The organism is Xenorhabdus griffiniae (assembly GCF_001028135.1).
Taxonomy (GTDB): domain Bacteria; phylum Pseudomonadota; class Gammaproteobacteria; order Enterobacterales; family Enterobacteriaceae; genus Xenorhabdus; species Xenorhabdus bakwenae.
This window is the reverse complement of the sequence record NZ_LDNM01000009.1, coordinates 68,728-91,458: the sequence shown is the minus strand read 5'-3', so window position 1 is coordinate 91,458 and position 22,731 is coordinate 68,728. Positions and strand designations below refer to the sequence as shown.

Genomic DNA, 22,731 nt, shown 5'->3' with positions numbered 1-22,731 from the left:
GGCAATAATACATTAGCAATCATTATGGCATACCGTTTATCATCTAAGGATATTTGGGCATTAGGTTTTATGACCTTTGCCTTGTTTGTTGGTGCGGGAAATATTATTTTTCCGCCTATGGTTGGCTTGCAGGCAGGAGAGAATGTTTGGATCTCAGCCGCTGGCTTTTTGCTAACTGCTGTTGGCATGCCGGTCATTACTGTCATTGCGTTGGCAAAAGTGGGTGGGGGCATTGAAGCACTCAGTGCACCGATTGGGAAAACGGCAGGTCTGATTCTGGCAACTGTTTGCTATTTAGCTGTCGGCCCCCTGTTTGCAACCCCCAGGACTGCAACGGTTTCTTTTGAAGTGGGTATGGCATCACTTACCGGAACAGGTGATCTTCCTCTATTTATCTATAGTGTGATCTATTTTGCACTCGTGGTGCTGATTTCATTGTATCCGGGCAAACTACTGGATAGTGTTGGCCATATATTGGCCCCAATCAAAATCGTGGCGTTAGCCATTTTAGGAATTGCGGCTGTGTTGTGGCCGGCAGGTGGCCCTGTTCCTGCTATTGAAACTTATCGGGAAACTCCGTTCTCAAATGGCTTTGTCAATGGCTATTTGACCATGGACACACTGGCTGCAATGGTATTCGGGATTGTTATTGTTAACGCTGTTCGTTCCAGAGGGGTTGCGGCTTCTTCCCTGTTGACGCGCTATGCTATGTGGGCTGGCGTGATTGCCGGTCTTGGCTTGACGCTGGTATACCTCTCTTTGTTCAAACTTGGGGAAGGCAGTGGCACATTAGTGCCTACCGCAGATAATGGGGCTGCGATTTTGCACGCCTATGTCCAAAGCATTTTTGGTAACTATGGCAGTTTCTTCCTCGCGGTACTGATTTTCGTTGCTTGTATGGTGACTGCTGTTGGCTTGACGTGTGCTTGTTCTGAATTTTTCAGCCGTTATTTGCCATTATCCTACCGTACTCTGGTACTGATTTTAGGCACATTCTCCATGTTGGTTTCTAACATGGGCTTAAGTCACTTGATTAAGTTCTCACTTCCCGTACTGACGGCCATTTATCCTCCCTGTATCGTGCTGATATTACTGAGCTTTACAACCCGTTGGTGGCATAACTGCACCCGTATTTTGGCTCCTGCCATGTCTGTCAGTTTGCTGTTTGGGGTTTTGGATGCCATAAAAGTTTCTGAGTACCTCACTCATTTACTGCCTGAGTGGGCGAAGCATCTGCCATTATCGGATCAAGGTTTGGCTTGGTTACTGCCTACTTTACTGACGATGGTTGTGTGCGCTATCTATGACCGCATTGTCGGCGGCGTAAAGCTCCCAAAGTATGAAGTGCAGCCTGAAGAGAAGTAGGAATGAAGTCTATTTATGATAAACATGGATAAGTGATGTTATAAGATGGTAAAGGTGCGCTGTTGAAATCAGCCCACCTTTTTCGTTTATTTATGCTGAATTAATAACCAATAGCGGCACCGGCAGGTCGCCGTGCATCGTTAGCACCGTAGATGTAACCTTCATGGACAATACCTGATACGGCTGAATCGTTACCTGATGATTCCGGGGCAACGCCGGCAGCACCCGGCAATCCAATCATAATTAACTCTGTTGCTCCCCACGGTGTCTGTTCCACCATTTTGTAACCCATTTTTTCCAGTAAATTCAGGGTATCTTTCGACAGCCCACGTTGCTCATAATAGACCTCGTCTGGTAGCCATTGATGGTGGAACCGTGGGCTATCGACAGCTTCTTGTGGTGGCATGTTGAATTCGAGGATATTCAGGGCAGCTTGTAGCGTAATGGAGATAATGCGTGAGCCTCCCGGAGAACCCAAGACCAGGAAGATTTTATTATCTTTGGTCACGAGAGTTGGACTCATTGATGATAGTGGGCGCTTACCGGGGGCGATCGAGTTGGTTGCACCTTGTACTAACCCATACAGGTTTTTCTCACCGACTTTAGTTGTGAAGTCGTCCATTTCATCGTTGAGGAAGAAGCCGGTTCCTGGGGCAATCACGACAGCACCAAAACGTCCATTGATGGTGTAAGTGGTTGATACTGCGTTCCCTTCTTTATCTACCACGGAATAGTGGGTAGTCTCTGGTTTTTCATGGGGACCCATATCCGGTTGAACATTCACTGATGGGGTGGCTTTATTGGGTTGAATGTCTTTTCTGATTGATTCGGCGTAGCTTTTACTCAACAGTCGATCAAGCGGATTATTGATAAAGACTGGATCGCCCAGATAGGTATTTCTATCCATATAGGCGTGGCGCATGGCTTCTGTCAATGTGTGAATATAAGCAGCAGAGTTGAATCCCATGGATTTAAGATCGTAGCCTTCAATGACGTTTAATATCTCACATAACGTAACACCACCAGAGCTGGGCGGCGGAGAAGAGATGAATTTATAGCCTCGGTAACTACAGGTGACAGGAGCGGTTTCTGTAATGTGATAATTGGCGAAATCCGCTGCGGTAATAATTCCGCCTGATTTTTTTGACGCTTCTGCAACTAATTGGGGAATTTTGCCGTGATAAAAAGCATCAGGCCCGTGTTTGGCAATCATTTCCAGCGTGTTGGCTAAATCGGTTTGAATGAGCCGGTCCCCGGGTTCGAATGGCTTACCATTTTCACGCAGAAAAATACGGGCAGCTTCTGGATCTTGAGCAAAACGCTTAACTGTGGTGTCCAGAATATTGGTATCTCCACGGGTCAGAATATAGCCTTCGCGCGCCAGTTTGATGGCGGGTGCCATGACTTGTTCACGAGTTAATGTGCCATACTTTTTCAATGCCTCTTCAAATCCCATTACTGTACCCGGTACAGCAATTGATTTATAACCATACAGGCTGGCACTTTTGATAACGTTTCCATCTTTATCCTGATACATATCAGCGCTGGCTGCGGCAGGGGCTGTTTCACGGAAATTAATGAAAGTATCTTTTCCATTGGCAAGATGGATGGTCATAAATCCACCACCACCAATATTGCCACAGCAGGGATTAACCACTGCCTCGGCATATCCAACGGCAACCGCCGCATCAATGGCGTTCCCGCCCATTTTTAGAATATCTATGCCAGCTTGTGAAGCAAGGCGTTGTGAGCTGACAACCATGCCTTGTTTGGCTTCAACAGCAGGCTCAGTGGCAGAATAAAGAGGGGTAGAAATGAGCAGGGATACAGCGATAAGTGATATTTTCCATGTCTTGAACATGTGTTGTTCTCCTGAGGATAGGTCAACTGTTAACTGATTTGAGTGTTTGTGGTGCTTTTGTTGCTATTAAGTAATTTACCTTATCGAAAGCTCAGGATTTTGGAAAGTAAAAAACCAGCCGATTGGGCGGCTGGTTTGGAATGCTTCATAACGTAAAGTTATGAACAGATTGAATCCTAACGGGATTACAGCTTATCAGCGTTTTTGGTCAGGTATTTTGCTACGCCTTCCGGTGAAGCGCCCATACCTTCCTGGCCTTTCTCCCATTGTGCAGGGCAAACTTCGCCGTGCTCTTCATGGAATTGCATAGCGTCAACCATACGCAGCATTTCATCGATGTTACGACCCAGTGGCAGATCGTTAACCACCTGATGGCGAACAACACCATTTTTGTCAATCAAGAAAGAACCCCGCAGAGCAACGCCGGCTTCCGGGTGCTCAATGCCGTAAGCTTTCATGATGTCACGTTTGATGTCAGCTACCATTGGATATTTGACTTCGCCGATGCCACCTTCGTTGATTGAAGTTTTACGCCATGCGTTGTGGACGAATTCAGAGTCGAAGGATACACCAACAACTTCAACACCACGTTTCTGGAACTCTTCATAGCGATGGTCGAAAGCAATCAGCTCAGAAGGACAAACGAAAGTGAAATCCATTGGCCAGAAGAAAATAACAGCAGCACGGCCATTCAGGTGTTTTTTCAGATTGAAGTTATTAACAATTTCACCGTTACCGAGAACTGCGGCAGCTGTAAAGTCAGGGGCTTGGCGGGTGACTAAAACCATAATTGACTCCTGTGATTTTAAAAGGTGTTATGTAAAAACGGGTTACAGCATAAGGAATTAGGTTATAGCAATAAAGAATAAAATACCAATCAATATAATAGTTTTTACCTATCAATAAACAGTTTTTAATTCCTTTTAGACTGCATAAGATAAAACTATTTGTGAAAAGTTCAAGATAGTGGCTACTCAAACAGATGCTTATTTGTTGCTAGTGACATCATTTCTGGATAGAACTGGCAAAATAGTGTTTCAAAATCAAGGTAATGATTTTCAATATCCTGATACGATCCTGCCAATGCGGATAATTTGGGGCGCCTGCGTGCCATGCTCTGTAAGACATTGGCGATGCATGACATATCGGCATAACGGATGAATAAGTTTTGTGACCAGAGGTAGTTATTCAATTCCCGAAATTTTTCAGGGGTTGACGCGAGATGAGGTTCTATATTGTTGCGGGCAAGATTGACAAATTCGGGCAAGGAGTAATTTTTTTCATATTTGTCCCAATGGCGAGAAAGAAAGTGATCCCAAATGATATCAAGGGTAATGGGGGCAACGCGCCGATATTCGGGGCGAAATAATTTGCGCGCTTCCAGGACAAGTGGATGCTTGTCCGTCAGGCTGTCTACCCGACGGTGCATACGGATACCGGCTACAATATCAGAACAGAATGCGCCTTCTGGAGAACCACGGACGAAATCTGCCATCAAATTCCCCAGTAAGGAACTTTCCGCTAATGCAGCTAAATGAAGGTGTGCGAGAAAATTCATAGCGAGAGTATACCGTAAATAGTTAAACCCGGTGCTTCTTTGTTGCACCCTTGCGCTTGCAGCACTAGACTAGTCCGCCTGTTTTTTTGAATGATACAGATAAAATGCGTGTCGCTGATTTTACATTTGAACTGCCAGAAGAGCTGATTGCTCACTATCCCCAGCCACAGCGAAGTGCCTGCCGCCTGCTTTCCCTCGATGGTGAAACAGGCAAGCTGGCACACGGTGTTTTTACTGATGTGCTGGAGAAGCTGGAAGCCGGAGATTTATTGGTTTTCAATAACACCCGCGTTATCCCTGCGCGCCTGTTTGGCCGCAAAGCGACGGGGGGAAAGTTGGAAGTTTTAGTCGAAAGGATGCTGGACAGTAAGCGAGTGCTTGCTCACGTTCGTGCTTCCAAAGCACCGAAAGAAGGTGCTGAACTTATCCTTGGTGAAGCGCAGAGCATTAAGGCAACGATGCTGGCGCGTCATGATACTTTGTTTGAAATCCGTTTTGATGATGAGCGTGATGTATTGACCATTTTGGATCAAATTGGTCATATGCCTCTGCCGCCTTATATCGCTCGTCCTGATGAAGATGCGGATCGTGAGTTGTACCAGACAGTCTATAGTGAACGCCCAGGTGCGGTGGCGGCACCAACTGCCGGATTGCATTTTGATGAACCCCTTTTGGCTGCCTTGCGTGCAAAAGGCATTGAGATGGCCTTTGTCACCTTGCACGTTGGTGCCGGTACTTTCCAGCCTGTGCGAGTGGAAACCATCGAAGATCATGTGATGCATGCCGAATATGCGGAAGTACCACAGGATGTCGTGGATGCGGTGCTGGCATGTAAAGCGCGTGGTAATCGGGTTATTGCTGTAGGGACAACATCGGTCCGTTCGCTGGAAAGTGCCGCAAGAGCTTGTCAGGATGGGATTATCGCGCCATTTTTTGATGATACCCAAATTTTTATCTATCCTGGATTTGAATATCAGGTTGTCGATGCCCTGATCACCAATTTCCATCTGCCAGAATCCACCCTTATCATGCTGGTTTCTGCGTTCGCCGGGTATAAGAATACCATGAATGCCTACAAAGAAGCGGTAGCAAAAGAATATCGCTTTTTTAGTTATGGCGATGCAATGTTTATTAATCGCAATAAAATGGCGGCAAAAGAACGGGTATTAAAAGAGTGAGTACCAGAAGAAACGGTGCTGAAATCAATTTAATGTTTTGTAATAAAAGAGTTTAAAATCAAAATATTCTTCATTTCAGCCCCGCTGATTTGAATGATATCTAAACATAGCATCAGACTGTTTTTCTGATGTCTGGAGGTTAAGTGAAATTTGAGTTACAAAAGACGGATGGAAATGCCCGTCGTGGTCGTTTGATTTTTGATCGTGGCGTGGTGGAAACACCGGCATTTATGCCAGTGGGAACTTATGGCACGGTAAAAGGTATGACACCAGAAGAGGTGAAAGAAACAGGAGCGCAAATCCTGTTGGGGAATACTTTCCACCTTTGGTTGCGTCCGGGACAGGAAATCATGAAATTGCATGGTGACCTGCATGATTTTATGCAGTGGCAAGGCCCCATTCTGACTGACTCTGGCGGTTTTCAGGTTTTCAGTCTCGGTGCCATGCGTAAAATCAAGGAAGAAGGCGTTCACTTCCGTAACCCAATTAATGGAACGCCTGTGTTCCTCAGCCCAGAAAAATCCATGGAAATCCAATATGACTTGGGTTCTGACATTGTCATGATTTTTGATGAATGTACGCCTTATCCTGCTGATTGGGATTATGCGAAGCGTTCCATGGAAATGTCATTGCGCTGGGCTGCCCGCAGTCGTCAACGTTTTGATGAGCTGGATAATAAAAATGCCTTGTTTGGTATTATTCAGGGGAGTGTTTACGAAGATTTGCGTGATATCTCCATAAAAGGGCTGGTGGAAATCGGCTTTGATGGCTACGCTGTAGGGGGACTGGCCGTCGGTGAGCCGAAAGAAGATATGCACCGTATTCTGGAATATGTTTGCCCTCAGATCCCACAGGATAAGCCTCGCTATTTGATGGGCGTCGGCAAGCCAGAGGATTTGGTTGAAGGCGTTCGTCGTGGTATCGATATGTTTGACTGTGTGATGCCAACTCGTAATGCCCGCAATGGTCACCTGTTTGTGACCGAAGGGGTTATCAAAATCCGCAATGCCAAACATAAAGAAGATACATCTCCCTTGGATGAGCATTGTGACTGCTATACTTGCCGCAATTATAGCCGGGCATACCTCCATCACCTTGATCGTTGTAACGAAATTCTTGGTGCAAGGCTGAATACGATACATAATTTAAGGTATTATCAGCGCTTGATGGCTGGAATTCGTCAGGCCATTGAAGAAGGCAAACTGGAACAGTTTGTTGAAGCGTTTTATCAGCAGATCGGTAAACCCGTTCCGCCGTTAAATATATAATTTATCGTGACTAATCAGTCTCAATATGTGTAGCATATTGGGCTGGTTTTTGATCGAGCCACTGTCGATTTTAATAGCAATGTTTTCGACAGTCACATTTTCGATAACAATGAGGGAAATTTGATGAGTTTTTTTATTTCTGAAGCTGCGGCAGCTGCTGGCGCACCAGTGCAAACTCAGGGAAGCCCATATTCTCTGATTATCATGCTGGTTGTTTTCGGTTTGATTTTCTATTTCATGATCCTGCGTCCACAACAAAAACGCACCAAAGAACATAAAAAACTGATGGATTCCATCTCCAAAGGGGATGAAGTGCTGACTTCTGGTGGTTTGGTGGGTCGTGTCTCTAAAGTGTCTGATACCGGCTATGTAGTTATTGCCTTGAATGACACCACAGAAATAACTGTCAAACGTGACTTCGTTGCTGCCATTTTGCCGAAAGGTACAATGAAGGCTATTTAATTTTCCGATTTTCCCGAAGGGAACTGCCGTGTTGAACCGTTATCCTTTGTGGAAGTATCTGATGCTGATCGCTGCGATCCTCATCGGTTTGCTTTATGCACTTCCCAACCTTTATGGTGAGGATCCGGCTGTACAAATTACTGGCGTGCGAGGCATCGCCGCCAGTGAAAAAACGCTGGACCAAGTCCGTAATGTTTTAGAAAAAGATCAAATCAAGAGCAAGTCCATTGCATTGGAAAATGGCGCAATTCTTGCTCGTTTCAATAACACTGATGTGCAGCTTCGTGCGCGTGAAGCGTTAGTTTCTGCGCTAGGTGAACAGTATGTTGTCGCATTGAACCTCGCGCCTGCAACACCTGTCTGGTTAAGGGCAGTCGGTGCTGAACCGATGAAACTGGGTCTTGACCTGCGTGGCGGTGTCCACTTCTTGATGGAAGTGGATATGGAAACCGCGCTGAGTAAATTGCAGGAACAGAATATTGATGGCCTGCGTTCTGAACTGCGTGATCAAGGCATCCCTTATTCGACTATCCGCAAAACGGATAATTATGGCGTCGAAGTTCGTTTCCGTGATAACGATGCACGTTCTAAAGCAGAAAGCTATCTTGAACCTCGTCACCGTGATTTGGTGTTCTCCAGTGAAGCCAACAGCACGCTGAAAGTGGTGATGAGTGATGAACGTCTGCGTGAAGCTCGTTCTTATGCAGTACAGCAGAACATCACTATCTTGCGTAATCGTGTCAACCAATTAGGGGTTGCAGAACCTCTGGTTCAACGTCAAGGTGCAGACCGCATTGTGGTTGAACTGCCTGGTATTCAGGATACTGCCCGCGCGAAAGAAATCCTGGGGGCAACTGCAACTCTGGAATTCCGTCTGGTCAATACCAGTGTTGATCAAAATGTCGTGCAGTATGGCCGCATTCCGGCTGATTCAGAAGTGAAAGACACTCGTGATGGTAACCCGGTTGTACTGTATAAGCGCGTTATCCTGACGGGCGACCATATCACCGATTCGACCTCCAGTACTGATGAGAACGGTTATCCACAGGTGAATATTTCCCTGGATAGCGCGGGCGGCACAGCAATGTCTAATTTCACCAAAGATAATCTGCAAAAGCCAATGGCAACGCTGTTTGTGGAATATAAGGACAGTGGCAAGAAAGATGCCAATGGTCGTGCGGTTTTGGTTAAGCAAGAAGAAGTTATCAACATTGCCACGATTCAGTCACGCTTAGGTAACAGTTTCCGTATTACCGGTATTAGCAATCCGGCCGAAGCTCGTCAGTTATCACTATTACTGCGGGCAGGGGCGTTGATTGCACCAATCCAGATTGTGGAAGAGCGTACGATTGGGCCAACTCTGGGCTTGCAGAATATTGAGCAGGGCCTTGAAGCGTGTTTGTGGGGCCTGATTGCATCTGTCGTATTTATGGTGATTTACTACCGCAAGTTTGGTCTGATTGCGAGTTCTGCGCTGCTGGCTAACCTGGTGCTGATCGTGGGTATTATGTCCCTGCTGCCGGGGGCGACCCTGACCATGCCGGGGATTGCGGGTATCGTCTTGACGCTTGCCGTCGCCGTGGATGCGAACGTATTGATCAACGAACGTATCAAAGAAGAATTGCGCAATGGCCGTACGGTGCAGCAGGCAATTCACGAAGGCTATAAAGGGGCGTTCTCCAGTATCATCGATGCAAACCTGACTACGCTGATTACAGCTATTATTTTGTATGCAGTAGGTACTGGCTCTATCAAGGGCTTCGCGATCACCACCAGTATTGGTGTGGCGACTTCAATGTTCACTGCTATTGTGGGAACACGTGCAATCGTGAACTTGCTGTACGGTGGTAAGCGTATCAATAAGTTGTCAATTTAAGGAGCACGTTGTGGCGCAGGATTATAGTGTTGAACAATTAAACTATGGGCGTAAAGTTATCGACTTTATGCGCTGGGACAACGTTGCCTTTGGGATTTCGTTCCTGCTGTTGATCGCTTCCATCATTATGATGGGGGTTCGTGGGTTTAACTGGGGGCTTGATTTTACCGGTGGTACGGTCATTGAGGTGAAGCTGAGTCAACCTGCGGATCTGGACAAGATGCGTGAGAGTCTGAGCCAGAATGGTTTTGCTGATCCACTGTTGCAAAATTTTGGTAGCAGCCGTGATGTGATAGTACGTATGCCACCGGTGGAAGGTAATGCAGGGCAAGAGCTTGGCAATAAGATTATCTCGGTGATTAACCAGGATATTGATAAAGATGCCAAAGTTAAACGTGTCGAATTCGTTGGCCCTAGTGTCGGGAACGAACTGGCACAAACCGGAGCGATGGCATTACTGGTTGCACTGATCTGTATCCTGATTTATGTCGGTTTCCGCTTTGAGTGGCGTCTGGCATTGGGGGCCGTTATTGCACTGGCGCATGACGTGATTATTACATTGGGTATTCTGTCGTTGTTCCACATCGAAATTGACCTGACTATTGTTGCATCGTTGATGTCCGTTATCGGCTACTCATTGAACGATAGCATCGTGGTGTCAGATCGTATCCGTGAGAACTTCCGTAAGATACGCCGTGGTACGTCGTATGAAATCACCAACATTTCCCTGACTCAGACCTTGAGCCGTACCATCATGACTTCTGCAACCACCTTGTTGGTTGTATTGATGCTGTACATTTTCGGGGGTGAAATGCTGAAAGGTTTCTCACTTGTCATGTTAATCGGTGTTTCTATCGGTACAATCTCTTCTATCTATGTTGCTTCTGCACTGGCTTTGAAATTGGGCATGAAGCGTGAGCATTTGATCCAGCAGAAAGTTGAGAAAGAAGGGGCAGATCAGCCCTCTATTCTTCCTTAATTATTTGCATGATCGAGCACGGGTATTGCTTAAACACCCTGTGAGTACTTACTGACAGGGTGTTTTTCGTCATCACTTCAAGGTACACTGTTATCCCTTCGGTTAACTGTCAGGAAACGATATGCATTGCCCATTTTGCGCAGCCGTTGATACTAAAGTTATTGATTCCCGTCTGGTAGGGGATGGCTCACAAGTGCGCCGTCGCCGTCAGTGCCTGGAATGTCATGAACGTTTCACTACATTTGAAGTTGCGGAACTGGTGATGCCGCGAGTGATTAAAAGTGATGACATTCGAGAGCCTTTCGACGAAGAAAAATTGCGTCGTGGAATGCAGAAAGCACTGGAAAAGCGCCCTGTCAGCTCTGATGATGTGGAAACCGCAATTAGTCACATTAAGTCACAGGTACGGGCAACAGGAGAGCGTGAAATTCCGTCCAAAATGATCGGAAACTTTGTCATGGATGCGCTGAAAAAACTGGATAAAGTGGGCTATATCCGTTTTGCCTCTGTTTATCGCAGCTTTGAAGATATTCGCGAATTCGGTGAAGAGATTGCCAGACTACAAGATTAAACGTTGTAACTCTTACTAAAAACCAGAACATTGATTAAACGCTATGACACTTGATGAAATATATATGTCCAGAGCGCTGGAGCTGGCGTATCAGGGCCGTTTTACAACATCCCCAAATCCGAATGTAGGTTGCGTCATCGTTAAGGATGGGCAGATCATCGGGGAAGGTTTTCATGCCCGGGCGGGCGGGCCTCACGCAGAAGTTCATGCCTTGCGTATGGCCGGTGAAAAAGCGAAAGGCGCGACAGCTTACGTTACCCTTGAACCATGCAGCCATCACGGTAAAACCCCCCCTTGTGCTGATGCTTTAATTGCCGCAGGCATAAGCCGTGTTGTGGTAGCGATGCAAGATCCCAACCCTCAGGTGGCTGGGCGTGGTTTGTATCAATTGCAGCAGGCCGGAATTGCCGTTGAACATGGTTTGATGATGGAACAGGCGGAATCCTTGAATAAGGGGTTTCTTAAACGTATGCGTACAGGGTTCCCGTACCTGCAATTGAAACTGGGCGCATCATTGGATGGCCGAACTGCGTTGGTATCAGGGGAAAGCAAGTGGATTACCTCACCGGAAGCCCGTCAGGATGTGCAGAAATTACGGGCGCAGTGCAGCGCCATTTTGAGTTCCAGCGCAACGGTATTGGCGGATGATCCTTCCCTGACTGTCCGTTGGAATGAACTGGATGCGGAAACCCAAGCAGTTTATCCGCAAGCATGGCTTCGCCAGCCCATCCGTATCATTATGGATAGCCAAAATCGTGTGACGCCACAGCATCAAGTTGTCCGGCAACCCGGGGAATGTTGGTTAGCACGTACTAAGCAAGATCAGCAAAAATGGCCTGATAATACCGAACAGATTTTATTGCCAGAACATGGTGTCGGTGCTGATTTAGTGTTGCTGATGATGCAACTTGGAAAGCGTCAGGTAAATTCTGTGTGGGCAGAATGCGGCCCTGCTTTGGCCGGGGCTTTATTATCGCTAGGATTGGTCGATGAATTGATCCTTTATATCGCACCGAAAATATTGGGAAATGGTGCCCGTGGCTTGTTCGATATCCCTGAATTGCAAAAATTATCGGATGCGCCTGAATTTTCTCTGTTTGATGTTCAACAGATTGGTTCTGATGTGCGTCTTCGCTTACGGCCGTGTTAAGTGTTTTGATTTTGGGATAGCCCTAAATCAAAAATAATGTGATAAGATCCGCGCCCCTGCGGATATGAATAAATATAAGGAAGGCTATGAACGTAATCAAAGGTGTTGTTGCAGCTCCTGAAGCCCGCATTGCTATTGCAGTTGCTCGCTTTAACAACTTCATTAATGACAGCCTGCTGGAAGGGGCCGTTGATGCGTTAGAACGCATCGGGCAGGTTTCTTCAGACAATATCACCGTAGTATGGGTGCCGGGGGCTTATGAACTGCCATTGGCGGTCAAGGTGCTGGCGGAGTCCCAGAAATATGATGCGGTTATCGCTTTGGGTACGGTTATCCGTGGCGGAACAGCCCATTTCGAATATGTTGCCGGCGAATGTAGTTCAGGTCTGTCCAGCGTGGCAATGTCCAGCAACATTCCTGTCACATTAGGTGTTCTGACAACAGAAAATATTGAACAGGCGATTGAACGCGCCGGGACTAAAGCGGGCAATAAAGGGGCGGAAGCCGCCTTGACCGCGTTGGAAATGATCAATGTAATCAAAGCCATTAAAGGCTGAATTTTTTAGTTTTAATTAAGGGGAATTTTGTGAAACCTGCTGCTCGTCGTCGTGCTCGTGAATGTGCTGTTCAGGCAATTTATTCGTGGCAATTATCCAAAAACAGCATTGCTGATGTTGAATTGCAGTTTTTGTCAGAGCAGGATGTAACCGGTGTTGATGTCACCTATTTTCGTGAATTGCTGTCCGGGGTAGCAGTCAATGCTACAAAATTGGATGCCTTGATGGCGCCTTATCTTTCCCGCCAGCTCGAAGAGTTAGGTCAGGTAGAAAAAGCCATCTTGCGCGTTGCGATGTTTGAACTAAGCTTTCGTGATGATGTTCCCTACAAAGTGGCTATTAATGAAGGCATTGAACTGGCAAAAACATTTGGTGCTGAAGATAGTCATAAATTCGTGAATGGGGTTTTGGATAAAGCTGGCCCAGCAGCACGTAAGAAAAAGTGATTGCTTGCCAGGAGTTCCCCATTATAACTCGATGATTTTACACATGAGGCCGGATTTCCGGCCTCATGTACTCATCGTTGGTCACTTTTGGAATTCTATTATGGCATGTGGTGAATTTGACCTCATTGCACGTTATTTCAATCGCCCTCTCAGCCGCCGACGTGATGTAAGCCTAGGGATTGGTGATGATTGTGCACTGATGACTGTCGCAGATAAGCAGGAATTAGCGGTAACAACGGATACGTTGGTCGCAGGTGTCCATTTCCTTCCTGATATTTCACCGGAAGATTTGGCTTATAAGGCACTGGCTGTCAACATCAGTGATTTGGCTGCCGTTGGGGCAGATCCTGCTTGGGCATCGTTGGCGTTAACGTTGCCTGACGTCAATGAGGATTGGTTAAAACGATTTAGTGATAGCCTGTTTGAACAATTGAACTATTACGGTATGCAATTGATTGGTGGCGATACGACAAAAGGTCCCATGAGTTTGACCTTAACCGTACATGGATTGGTGCCGGTTGGCAGGGCGTTGCGTCGTGCTGGTGCGAAGAACGGTGATTGGATTTATGTCACCGGAACTCTGGGTGACAGCGCCGCAGGGCTTGCCTTGTTGCAAGAGCATCTGACCGTAGAAGATCCTGCGATCCACAATTGGTTGGTTAAGCGCCATCTCCGTCCACAACCACGTGTTTTACAAGGGCAGGCTCTGCGTGATCTTGCTTCTGCCGCAATTGATCTGTCCGATGGACTGATTTCTGATCTCAACCATATTCTGACAGCTAGCCAATGTGGTGCGCGTATTAATCTGGAGGCGCTGCCTTATTCAGAAGCGACGCAGCAATATGTTCCTGCGGAACAGGCGTTGAAATGGGCACTGAGTGGTGGGGAAGATTATGAGTTGTGCTTTACTGTACCTGAGCTTAACCGTGGTGCGTTAAATATGGCATTGGCCCATTCGGGGGCAAGTTTCTGTTGTATTGGGCAAATCAGGCCAGAATCAGAAGGCATCCGCTATTTTAACAATAACGAAGAAATTGAGTTGGATCTGAACGGCTTTGACCACTTTAAAACGGATAAAAAACGGATAGTACCTTGTCCAGCTGCACACAAGGAAGAAAACGATCAAACGGAGGGAACGCATGGATGACGCAAAACGCCACTTAAAAATGAGTAATCCGTGGCACTTATTGGCTACGGGATTCGGTAGTGGCTTATCGCCGATTATCCCGGGCACAATGGGTTCAGTGGCGGCGATCCCTTTCTGGTTGCTGCTGGCGCAGCTACCGACATGGGGAATTTGGTTGGTTATTGTGTTGGGCACTGTCATTGGTTGTGTGATTTGCCAGAAAGCGGCCGATGCCATGAAAGTGGAAGATCCCGGTTGTGTCGTTTGGGATGAATTCATCGGAATGTGGATCACACTGATGGCGATCCCTGTGCTCAATTGGCAATGGGTTTTGGTTGGCTTTGTGGTATTCCGCATTTTTGATATGTGGAAACCGTGGCCGATTCGCTGGTTTGACCGTTATGTGAAAGGGGGTATTGGCATCATGCTGGATGACATTATCGCGGCAATCTTTGCGGTTATAGTCATCTGGTTACTGAATTTCTACCAACTGTTACCTTTCTAAGTTAAATAGCCACTGGAATTCAGGTGGCTATTATTTTTCAGGATGTTTTTTCAGCTTGTTGTTCCGCCAGAAATGGTAATGTCTTTTTCATGCTTCAATGTTGACTCAATAGCGATTTTCAAGGCTGTTGTCATCATCTCTACAGCCATACTTGGCGCACCAGAATGCTTTATTGCCTGCTCAGGTAAATAAGGAACATGGATAAAACCACCACGCACAGCAGGAGTACGTTGGTTTAAATAATGCAGCAAACCGTACATAACATGATTGCAAACGAAGGTTCCCGCAGTTTGGGATAGTGTTGCAGGAATTCCTGCATTATTTAATTCACTGACTATCGCCTTGATGGGTAGGGTAGAAAAATAAGCTGTAGGGCTGTCGACAATGACAGGGGTATCAATGGGTTGTTGGCCTGCATTATCAGGAATACGGGCATCGTTAACATTGATTGCGACACGTTCTACGCTGATATTTGATCTGTTTCCAGCTTCCCCGACTGAAATCACTACTTCTGGTTTAACGTGTTCAATTGCCGCATAAAGCTGTTCCAGAGAAGTATCGAAAACGCAAGGCAGTTGGCGAACTTCAATATTTGCACCCGCGATTTGACATCCCTGCAATAGCCTAACAGCTTCCCATGATGGATTGACGGTTTCACCAGCGAAAGGCTCAAAAGCAGTGACGAGAATGGTTTTTGTGGCGATAACTTTCATGACGGTTCCTTGTTGTTGTTTTATAAGAAGAGTAGAAAATAGAGCAGGAATACATTGGTAAGTAATAAGACACATCCTGTGGGGATTTGTGCCTTGATGACCGCATTGCGGTCAGGCAACTCTAACAGGGCAGCAGGGACGAGATTAAAATTTGCCGCCATGGGGGTCATCAACGTACCGCAATAGCCGGAGAACATACCAATGGCAGCCATAACGGCAGGATTGCCACCGTGCTGTAAGATCAAAATGGGAATGCCAATACCGGCAGTCACGATGGGAAAAGCCGCGAAAGCATTACCCATAACTATAGTCAGCAGAGCTATACCCAATACGTAAGCTGCCACGGCGATAAAGCGATTATCGACAGCGATATAACTTTCGGTCAGGTGGGCAATCACCGTGCCGATACCGGCAGTCGTAAACAGCAATCCGAGCGTAGCCAGAAGTTGTGGCAGGATGAATACGCAACCAATGGAGTCCAGCAGGCGGCGAGTCTCCTGTATTGGCTGTGTTATGACATCACGGCTTATGCGTAATGCCATAATTAATCCTATCAGACAGCCGAGAGTAATTGAAAAGAGAGTCACCAGAGTTGCATGATTTCCCTCACCAAAGACGGCTTGTTGTAAGCCTGGAATGTGGTTAAACATCAATACGCCAATCATTGTGACAACGGGGATCAGCAAGACGGGAAAAAATAGTTGATTGCCAAGACGCTCAGCGCCTTCCCGCCGTTGTTCTGGGGTGCGTTGATGATAATTTCCCAGCTGAACTCCACCAAACCCTGCCAATAGTGCCATAAGAACGACCAGCACCCCGATACTAATATGGGCAATTCTTTGAGCATGGGCTTCATCGCTAATCCAGATAGCTATTATATGATGACTCCATTTCCCCATCATGAAGATCAAACCGTAAAGTGCCCAGAATAGACCGGTCGTTAAACGGCGAGGGTTAGCAATATCCCGCCATGACATGATAGCGACAGCCAGCAAGAGCACTCCAGCCAGCACGTAGAGATACTGTAATTGAAACATTATTTCTCCTCCTGGTTGTGCAATTTGGTGTGATTCAAGGCATTCAATTCGTTGGCAATACGGTAATCAAGGCGATATAACCGAACTGAATGGATGAGAAAAGCACAAATGGCGGTAGGGATCCCCCAAAGGGCGATATGTAACGGTTCGGTGTGAATGCCCCCTGATTCCAGCATGAAGTTGTGCATAAAGATAATGGCCCCGAAGGCGACAAAAATATCCTCCCCAAAGAACAGACCGGTATTATCCGTTGCTGCAGACATCGCGCGAATGCGATGACGAACTGAATCCGGCAATTCTCCATATTGATTTTCAGCCGCCCCTTCTGCCATAGGCGCTAACAGGGGACGAACCATTTGCGGATGCCCGCCTAAACTGGTTAAACCTAATGCGGCGGAGATTTCCCGTATAAACAGATAGACAATCAATAGACGCCCGGTTGTCGCCATTTTGATATGAGCAATGGATTTCTGGGCCCGTTCTTTTAAACCGTGTCTTTCCAATAGGCCAATGATGACTAAAGGAAGCAGGATGGTCAGTGTCAAATTTAGGGTATTAACAAACCCAGAACCTAGCTTCTCCAAAATATCAGCTATCGGCATGTGAGCAGCCAATCCCGTGACAAGTCCAGCAATGGTGACGACCAGAACCGGATTAAATCTGATGACAAAACCGATGATGATGATGGCGATCCCGATTAGGGGCCAAAAGTTGATGGTTTGCTGCATATTTTATTTCCCCGTGAATAAATGTATTGTTGTTTTATTGTGGGTTTAGGTTGTGTTTATTGTTAATGCATTGTTTGCGCGTTGTTGAACAATAAATAAACTTCGATTAACAAATAAGCAAATAAAATTCGCAATGGATTGTAAAAGTGGAATGTAGATCACTTCTTGGATGAAAAAGCGTTTATTGGATGAGAAGGTCACGCATTCAATTTGTTGTTTCTCATGTATCCCCCTCACTTTTTCAGGAAATAAGATGACAACGGCAGAGGTGAAATACCGAGCAACAGCGTTGGTTATGGTATGCTTGGGAGCCTCGTCTGAACCGTAAAACATTGGGTTATTCTAAGTCACCGGAAATGCATGACAAAGTCATCGGGACTTTTATCGAAAGGGAATATTATATTTAAGACAAATTAATATTTCGCATATGTGACCCAAAATAGGCAGTAAAATGGATGGGGTTTTTATTAAACCCCCATCCATAATTAGAGGTTATTTAGCCAGATATTTCTCGATCTTATTTTGAATACCTGCCGCATCCAGCCCTAAATCAGTGTGCAGCTCTTGTTGTGTTCCTTGCGGGATAAAGTCATCGGGTAAACCCAGATTTAATACGGGAACTGGCACCTTTTCTTGCATCAGCAATTCGTTAATCCCACTGCCTGCACCACCCATGATGGCGTTTTCTTCCAAGGTCACCAGCAGTTCGTGGCTGGCTGCCATTTCCAGCACCAGATCTTTGTCCAGCGGTTTGACAAAACGCATATCCACAACGGTTGCATTCAGGGCGTCAGCCGCTTGCAGCGCATAGGTTAATAATGTGCCAAAGTTAAGGATCGCAATGCGCTCTCCCTGACGGCGGATTACGCCCTTGCCTATTGGCAATGTTTCCAGCGGTTGGAGTTCAGCGCCTGTCCCTGTACCGCGAGGATAACGAACAGCAGCAGGACCTGCTTGATAATGATATCCGGTATGCAGCATCTGGCGGCATTCGTTTTCATCGCTGGGAGCCATAATCACCATATTCGGGATACAGCGCAGGAAAGAAAGATCAAAAGCCCCTTGATGGGTTTGACCATCTGCACCGACAATGCCGCCACGGTCGATGGCAAATAAGACAGGCAGGTTTTGGATGGCGACGTCGTGGATCACCTGATCATAAGCGCGTTGCAGGAAGGTGGAATAAATGGCGACGATAGGCTTGTAGCCGCCAATAGCCAGACCCGCAGCAAAGGTGACAGAATGCTGCTCGGCAATTGCGACATCAAAATATTGTTCAGGATATTCGCGGGAGAAGCGCACCATACCGGAACCTTCGCGCATGGCTGGGGTGATCGCCATCAGTTTTTTATCATGAGCGGCTTGTTCACACAGCCAGTCACCGAAGATCTTGGAAAATGTCGGGCGAGTCTCTGTGCTTTTGGGCAAAGAACCCGTTGAGGGATCAAATTTGGGGACGGCATGCCAACTGATAGGATCTTTTTCCGCTGGGGCATAACCACGACCTTTTTTTGTCATGATATGCAGGAATTGTGGCCCTTTCAGTTCGCGCATGTTTTTCAAAGTCTGGGTTAGCGCCAGTACGTCATGACCATCAACCGGCCCGATATAGTTGAACCCAAGTTCTTCAAACAGCGTTCCGGGAACCACCATGCCTTTCAGATGTTCTTCCGTTTTTTTCAATAATTCTTTGATTGGAGGCAGGTTGGAAAACACTTTTTTGCCACTTTCACGCAGGGTGGTATACAGTTTGCCTGACAGAATCTGTGCCAGATGGTTATTCAATGCTCCCACGTTTTCAGAGATAGACATTTCATTGTCATTGAGAATAACCAGCATGTCGGGATCGATATCGCCAGCATGGTTCATCGCTTCGAAAGCCATGCCCGCCGTAATGGCACCATCCCCAATAACACATACTGTCTTGCGGCCTTTGCCCTCGTGTTTGGCAGCCGTCGCCATACCTAAGCCAGCGCTGATTGAGGTGGATGAGTGACCGACACACAAGGTGTCATATTCACTTTCTTCCCGCCACGGGAAGGGATGAAGGCCATTTTTTTGCCGAATGGTATCAATGCGATCACGGCGTCCAGTCAAAATTTTGTGCGGGTAGGCTTGGTGACCAACATCCCAGACTAAATTGTCAAAGGGGGTTTTATAAACATAGTGGAGTGCGACGGTTAATTCGATAGCGCCAAGGCCGGAAGCAAAGTGACCACTGGAGCGACTGACACTGTTCAGCAAAAATTGACGCAGTTCATCGCATAACTTTGGCAAGGTTTCTTTGGGTAGCAGGCGAAGCTCTTCTGGAGTCTCAGCCAATGCCAATGTTGGATATTTCGCTATATCAATGCTCATGCTATGCCTGTGTAAAATGCTATATCCGTAAAAGTTAAATAGTAAGAACCCTGTTATTATCCGTGTGTAATTTCTAGGTTCACCCCGTAAGACGCTTTACCGGTTTCTTTAGCTGTTTCTCTCAATGATAAAACCAGCCAGTTGCTTTAAGGTTGCGGTGTCATATGACCGTTTTTCCAGTTCTGTAAGGGCGTCGAGCGCTTCTTCATACAGATCTCTGGCTTTTTGTTGGGCTTGTGCTAAACCCAATAATACAGGGTAAGTATTTTTGCCGAGTTGCTGATCGTTGCCCTGACGCTTGCCAATAATTTCAGTATTGCCAATGACATCCAAAATATCGTCATGTACCTGAAATGCCAGGCCGATGGCTTGGGCATATTGCTCCAGTAACGGCAGCACTTCACGGCCACGTTGTCCCGCACTATAAGCGCCTAATCGGACGGCTGAACGTATTAATGCACCGGTTTTATGTTGGTGGATCTGTTCCAGTGAAGCAAGATCGATCTGTTTACCTTCTGCCGCCAAATCCAGCGACTGCCCACCACACATGCCGGCAAAGCCACTGGCACTTGCCAGTTCAGCGATCATCGCAAGGCGATCGGATAGGGACACACTGGGCATATCCTGTTTTGCCAGAATTTCAAAGGCCAGTGATTGTAATGCATCACCCGCTAAAATCGCCTGACTTTCACCAAATTTGAGATGACAGGTAGGTTGCCCACGGCGTAAATCGTCGTTATCCATTGCGGGTAAATCATCATGGATCAATGAATAGGCATGAATGCACTCTATCGAGAGGGCGGCGGCATCCAGACTCTTTTTAGGGAGACCAAACATTTCTCCCACGCTGTAAATTAAAAATGGCCGTAGCCGTTTTCCACCCAGTACTGCACCATATTGCATTGCTGTACCTAATGGGCTGTTTAAAAAGGGCAATGAAGAAAATATTGCCATCAATTTGTCATTAATATGTTGCTGACAAGTGCGCAATCTTTCTTCAAAAGGAACATTATATTGTTCAGACATAAATTTACTCAGCTTCGGACGAAAATTCATCAAGAGGCGACTGTGCATCATGGTTCAGTAAAATTTGCACTCGTTGTTCTGCCTGTTGAAGCGTTTTCTATCCTTGTCTTGCAAGTTGAATACCACGTTCAAATTCATTCAACGCATCTTCTAATGGGAGTTCCCCGGATTCCAGCCGAATAACAATGTCCTCCAGCTCTTTAAGAGAGGTCTCGAATGTTGGCATGTGTTCGGTTGTTGATGTTTGATTTGCTTTAGACATAATGACTTAACATATGGTTATTTAACGAATTAGCAAAGCGAGTTCGTTACAGAATTGCAGAGTACCCTACTACACCAAGAAAAATAAATCATGTGTTACCACTATTTTTTTATAGTCGGTTTTTGCAGTCGATTTTTTACAGGTGATAAGCCAGATGGTGTTATACTCTGCGCCCTATCCAACTGAACACTTAAGAACAATCATTGCTATTGTTGATGATAGTTCAACATTGAATGACTACTATATCTTACTATGAAGTTTATCATTAAATTATTCCCAGAAATTACGATTAAGAGCCAAACTGTCCGGTTGCGCTTTATTAAAATTCTTGCCAGCAATATCCGCAATGTGCTGAAAACCTTCGGAGAAGGCATTGCTGTGGTTCGCCATTGGGATAATATCGAAGTTCGGGTTAAGGATGATAACCTCGGTGCGGAAATTTGTGACGCACTGACACGCATTCCAGGCATTCACCATATCCTGCAAGTAGAAGAGCGGGATTTTCGTGATCTGCATCATATCTTTGAACAAACCTACGAAACTTACGGGCATTTACTGAATGGTAAAACATTTTGTGTTCGCGTAAAGCGCCGTGGTAAACACAGTTTTACTTCCAATGAAGTTGAGCGCTATGTTGGTGGCGGCTTGAACCAGCATATTGAATCAGCCAAGGTGAAACTGACCAAGCCTGATGTCACCGTGAATCTGGAAATTGATCAGGATAAGCTGATTCTGGTGAAAGCCCGTCATGAAGGGATTGGTGGATTTCCTATCGGTACGCAGGAAGATGTACTGTCATTGATTTCCGGTGGATTTGATTCCGGCGTTTCCAGCTATATGTTGATGCGTCGTGGCTGCCGTGTGCATTACTGTTTCTTTAATCTTGGTGGCGCAGCCCATGAAATTGGCGTAAAGCAGGTTGCCCATTATTTGTGGAACCGGTTTGGCAGCTCACATAAGGTCCGTTTCGTTGCTGTGAATTTTGAACCTGTCGTGGCTGAAATTCTGGAAAAAGTTGATGACGGACAGATGGGGGTTGTGCTGAAAAGAATGATGGTCAGAGCGGCTTCCAAAGTTGCAGAACGCTACGGTGTGCAGGCAATTGTAACCGGTGAAGCCCTGGGGCAGGTATCCAGCCAGACTTTGACGAATTTAAGATTGATTGACAATGTTTCAGATACGTTGATCCTCCGCCCCCTGATTTCCCATGATAAAGAGCACATTATTAAGCTGGCTCGTGAGATTGGCACCGAAGATTTTGCCCGTACGATGCCGGAATTTTGTGGGGTTATCTCGAAAAGCCCGACAGTGAAAGCCGTTAAAGCCAAAATTGAAGCAGAAGAAAACAATTTTGACTTTGACATCTTAGAACGCGTGGTGAGTGAAGCCCAGAATCTGGATATCCGCCAGATTGCAGAGCAATCCAGTGAGCAAGTGGTGGAAGTGGAAATGGTATCTGCACTTTCCCCTAATGATGTGTTATTGGATATCCGTTCTCCCGATGAACAGGATAATCGTCCGTTAAATATAGAAGGTATTGAAATTCAGTCATTGCCTTTCTATAAACTGGGCACCCAGTTTGGTGATTTGCCGAAAGAAAAAACTTATCTGCTGTATTGTGAGCGTGGTGTGATGAGCCGTTTACAGGCACTTTATCTGCGTGAACAAGGCTTCGGCAATGTTAAGGTGTATCGACCTTAATTTG

21 protein-coding genes and 2 pseudogenes are annotated in these 22,731 nt (G+C 46.3%); 14 read left to right on the top strand and 9 right to left on the bottom strand.

All coding sequences use genetic code 11. The annotated features are described in order from the left end of the window. The first annotated feature begins 24 nt into the window (after positions 1 to 24). Positions 25 to 1,365, top strand: a complete 1,341-nt coding sequence (gene brnQ, locus AAY47_RS03385) for a branched-chain amino acid transport system II carrier protein (RefSeq protein ID WP_047766882.1) — start codon at positions 25 to 27, stop codon at positions 1,363 to 1,365. 100 nt (positions 1,366 to 1,465) lie between these two features. Here brnQ and ggt read toward each other — a convergent pair whose 3' ends face one another. From ggt to AAY47_RS03370, 3 genes are all read right to left on the bottom strand, one after another. After that, on the bottom strand, positions 1,466 to 3,226 hold the full coding sequence (gene ggt, locus AAY47_RS03380) for a gamma-glutamyltransferase (RefSeq protein WP_047766880.1): 1,761 nt from the start codon (positions 3,224 to 3,226) through the stop codon (positions 1,466 to 1,468). Between the two features lie 185 nt (positions 3,227 to 3,411). Further along, complete coding sequence (locus AAY47_RS03375; RefSeq protein WP_047766878.1) at positions 3,412 to 4,014, bottom strand: peroxiredoxin C; 603 nt, start codon at positions 4,012 to 4,014, stop codon at positions 3,412 to 3,414. Between the two features lie 182 nt (positions 4,015 to 4,196). Then, positions 4,197 to 4,784: an ACP phosphodiesterase gene (locus AAY47_RS03370; protein WP_047766875.1), complete on the bottom strand. Its 588-nt coding sequence runs from the start codon at positions 4,782 to 4,784 to the stop codon at positions 4,197 to 4,199. Positions 4,785 to 4,888: 104 nt separating this feature from the next. Here AAY47_RS03370 and queA point away from each other — a divergent pair, with 104 nt between their 5' ends. The 11 genes from queA to pgpA all read left to right on the top strand — a co-directional run bounded on the left by queA (position 4,889) and on the right by pgpA (position 14,902). Next, the gene (gene queA, locus AAY47_RS03365) at positions 4,889 to 5,962 is read left to right on the top strand and encodes a tRNA preQ1(34) S-adenosylmethionine ribosyltransferase-isomerase QueA (RefSeq protein WP_047766873.1); all 1,074 of its coding nucleotides are present in this window, start codon (positions 4,889 to 4,891) and stop codon (positions 5,960 to 5,962) included. 143 nt (positions 5,963 to 6,105) lie between these two features. Continuing rightward, the gene (tgt, locus tag AAY47_RS03360; RefSeq protein ID WP_047766871.1) at positions 6,106 to 7,230 is read left to right on the top strand and encodes a tRNA guanosine(34) transglycosylase Tgt; all 1,125 of its coding nucleotides are present in this window, start codon (positions 6,106 to 6,108) and stop codon (positions 7,228 to 7,230) included. A 123-nt stretch (positions 7,231 to 7,353) separates the two neighbouring features. After that, complete coding sequence (gene yajC / locus AAY47_RS03355; RefSeq protein ID WP_047766868.1) at positions 7,354 to 7,692, top strand: preprotein translocase subunit YajC; 339 nt, start codon at positions 7,354 to 7,356, stop codon at positions 7,690 to 7,692. 28 nt (positions 7,693 to 7,720) lie between these two features. Continuing rightward, complete coding sequence (gene secD, locus AAY47_RS03350; protein WP_072059731.1) at positions 7,721 to 9,568, top strand: protein translocase subunit SecD; 1,848 nt, start codon at positions 7,721 to 7,723, stop codon at positions 9,566 to 9,568. Between the two features lie 10 nt (positions 9,569 to 9,578). Then, on the top strand, positions 9,579 to 10,547 hold the full coding sequence (gene secF / locus AAY47_RS03345) for a protein translocase subunit SecF (protein WP_047766866.1): 969 nt from the start codon (positions 9,579 to 9,581) through the stop codon (positions 10,545 to 10,547). A 121-nt stretch (positions 10,548 to 10,668) separates the two neighbouring features. Beyond that, entirely contained in the window at positions 10,669 to 11,118 is a 450-nt protein-coding gene (gene nrdR, locus AAY47_RS03340; RefSeq protein WP_047766864.1) for a transcriptional regulator NrdR, read from the top strand. 43 nt (positions 11,119 to 11,161) lie between these two features. Continuing rightward, entirely contained in the window at positions 11,162 to 12,268 is a 1,107-nt protein-coding gene (gene ribD, locus AAY47_RS03335) for a bifunctional diaminohydroxyphosphoribosylaminopyrimidine deaminase/5-amino-6-(5-phosphoribosylamino)uracil reductase RibD (protein WP_047766863.1), read from the top strand. An 86-nt stretch (positions 12,269 to 12,354) separates the two neighbouring features. Beyond that, positions 12,355 to 12,825, top strand: coding sequence for a 6,7-dimethyl-8-ribityllumazine synthase (gene ribE / locus AAY47_RS03330; protein WP_047766862.1), 471 nt, complete (start codon positions 12,355 to 12,357; stop codon positions 12,823 to 12,825). A 29-nt stretch (positions 12,826 to 12,854) separates the two neighbouring features. Beyond that, complete coding sequence (gene nusB / locus AAY47_RS03325; RefSeq protein ID WP_047766861.1) at positions 12,855 to 13,271, top strand: transcription antitermination factor NusB; 417 nt, start codon at positions 12,855 to 12,857, stop codon at positions 13,269 to 13,271. 100 nt (positions 13,272 to 13,371) lie between these two features. Then, entirely contained in the window at positions 13,372 to 14,418 is a 1,047-nt protein-coding gene (gene thiL / locus AAY47_RS03320; RefSeq protein ID WP_047766860.1) for a thiamine-phosphate kinase, read from the top strand. Then, complete coding sequence (gene pgpA, locus AAY47_RS03315) at positions 14,411 to 14,902, top strand: phosphatidylglycerophosphatase A (protein WP_047766859.1); 492 nt, start codon at positions 14,411 to 14,413, stop codon at positions 14,900 to 14,902. The genes thiL and pgpA overlap by 8 nt, the downstream gene beginning before the upstream one ends. A 50-nt stretch (positions 14,903 to 14,952) precedes the next feature. Here pgpA and pcp read toward each other — a convergent pair whose 3' ends face one another. Genes pcp through AAY47_RS03300 form a run of 3 tightly spaced genes read right to left on the bottom strand, consistent with a single transcriptional unit; the run spans position 14,953 to position 17,380 of the window. Continuing rightward, a complete protein-coding gene (pcp, locus tag AAY47_RS03310; protein WP_047766858.1) occupies positions 14,953 to 15,615 on the bottom strand; it encodes a pyroglutamyl-peptidase I in 663 nt (220 codons plus the stop codon). A gap of 20 nt (positions 15,616 to 15,635) precedes the next feature. Beyond that, positions 15,636 to 16,655, bottom strand: a complete 1,020-nt coding sequence (locus AAY47_RS03305) for a DUF979 domain-containing protein (RefSeq protein ID WP_200897733.1) — start codon at positions 16,653 to 16,655, stop codon at positions 15,636 to 15,638. Further along, complete coding sequence (locus tag AAY47_RS03300; RefSeq protein ID WP_047766854.1) at positions 16,652 to 17,380, bottom strand: DUF969 domain-containing protein; 729 nt, start codon at positions 17,378 to 17,380, stop codon at positions 16,652 to 16,654. Before AAY47_RS03300 ends, AAY47_RS03305 begins: the two co-directional genes overlap by 4 nt. Positions 17,381 to 17,694: 314 nt before the next feature. Here AAY47_RS03300 and AAY47_RS20345 point away from each other — a divergent pair. Further along, positions 17,695 to 17,787: pseudogene (locus tag AAY47_RS20345) on the top strand (IS1 family transposase); the annotation flags it as partial. Positions 17,788 to 17,872: 85 nt separating this feature from the next. On the opposite strand, the gene dxs reads toward AAY47_RS20345, so the two are convergent. The 3 genes and pseudogenes from dxs to xseB all read right to left on the bottom strand — a co-directional run bounded on the left by dxs (position 17,873) and on the right by xseB (position 21,026). Further along, positions 17,873 to 19,738: a 1-deoxy-D-xylulose-5-phosphate synthase gene (gene dxs / locus AAY47_RS03290; protein ID WP_047766850.1), complete on the bottom strand. Its 1,866-nt coding sequence runs from the start codon at positions 19,736 to 19,738 to the stop codon at positions 17,873 to 17,875. Between the two features lie 108 nt (positions 19,739 to 19,846). Then, on the bottom strand, positions 19,847 to 20,764 hold the full coding sequence (gene ispA / locus AAY47_RS03285) for a (2E,6E)-farnesyl diphosphate synthase (protein ID WP_047766848.1): 918 nt from the start codon (positions 20,762 to 20,764) through the stop codon (positions 19,847 to 19,849). Between the two features lie 4 nt (positions 20,765 to 20,768). Next, positions 20,769 to 21,026 (bottom strand): annotated as a pseudogene (xseB, locus tag AAY47_RS23255) (exodeoxyribonuclease VII small subunit). A gap of 252 nt (positions 21,027 to 21,278) precedes the next feature. Here xseB and thiI point away from each other — a divergent pair. Then, positions 21,279 to 22,727 (top strand): tRNA uracil 4-sulfurtransferase ThiI, encoded by a 1,449-nt coding sequence (gene thiI / locus AAY47_RS03275; protein ID WP_047766846.1) that lies wholly within the window; start codon positions 21,279 to 21,281, stop codon positions 22,725 to 22,727. Positions 22,728 to 22,731 lie beyond the last annotated feature (4 nt).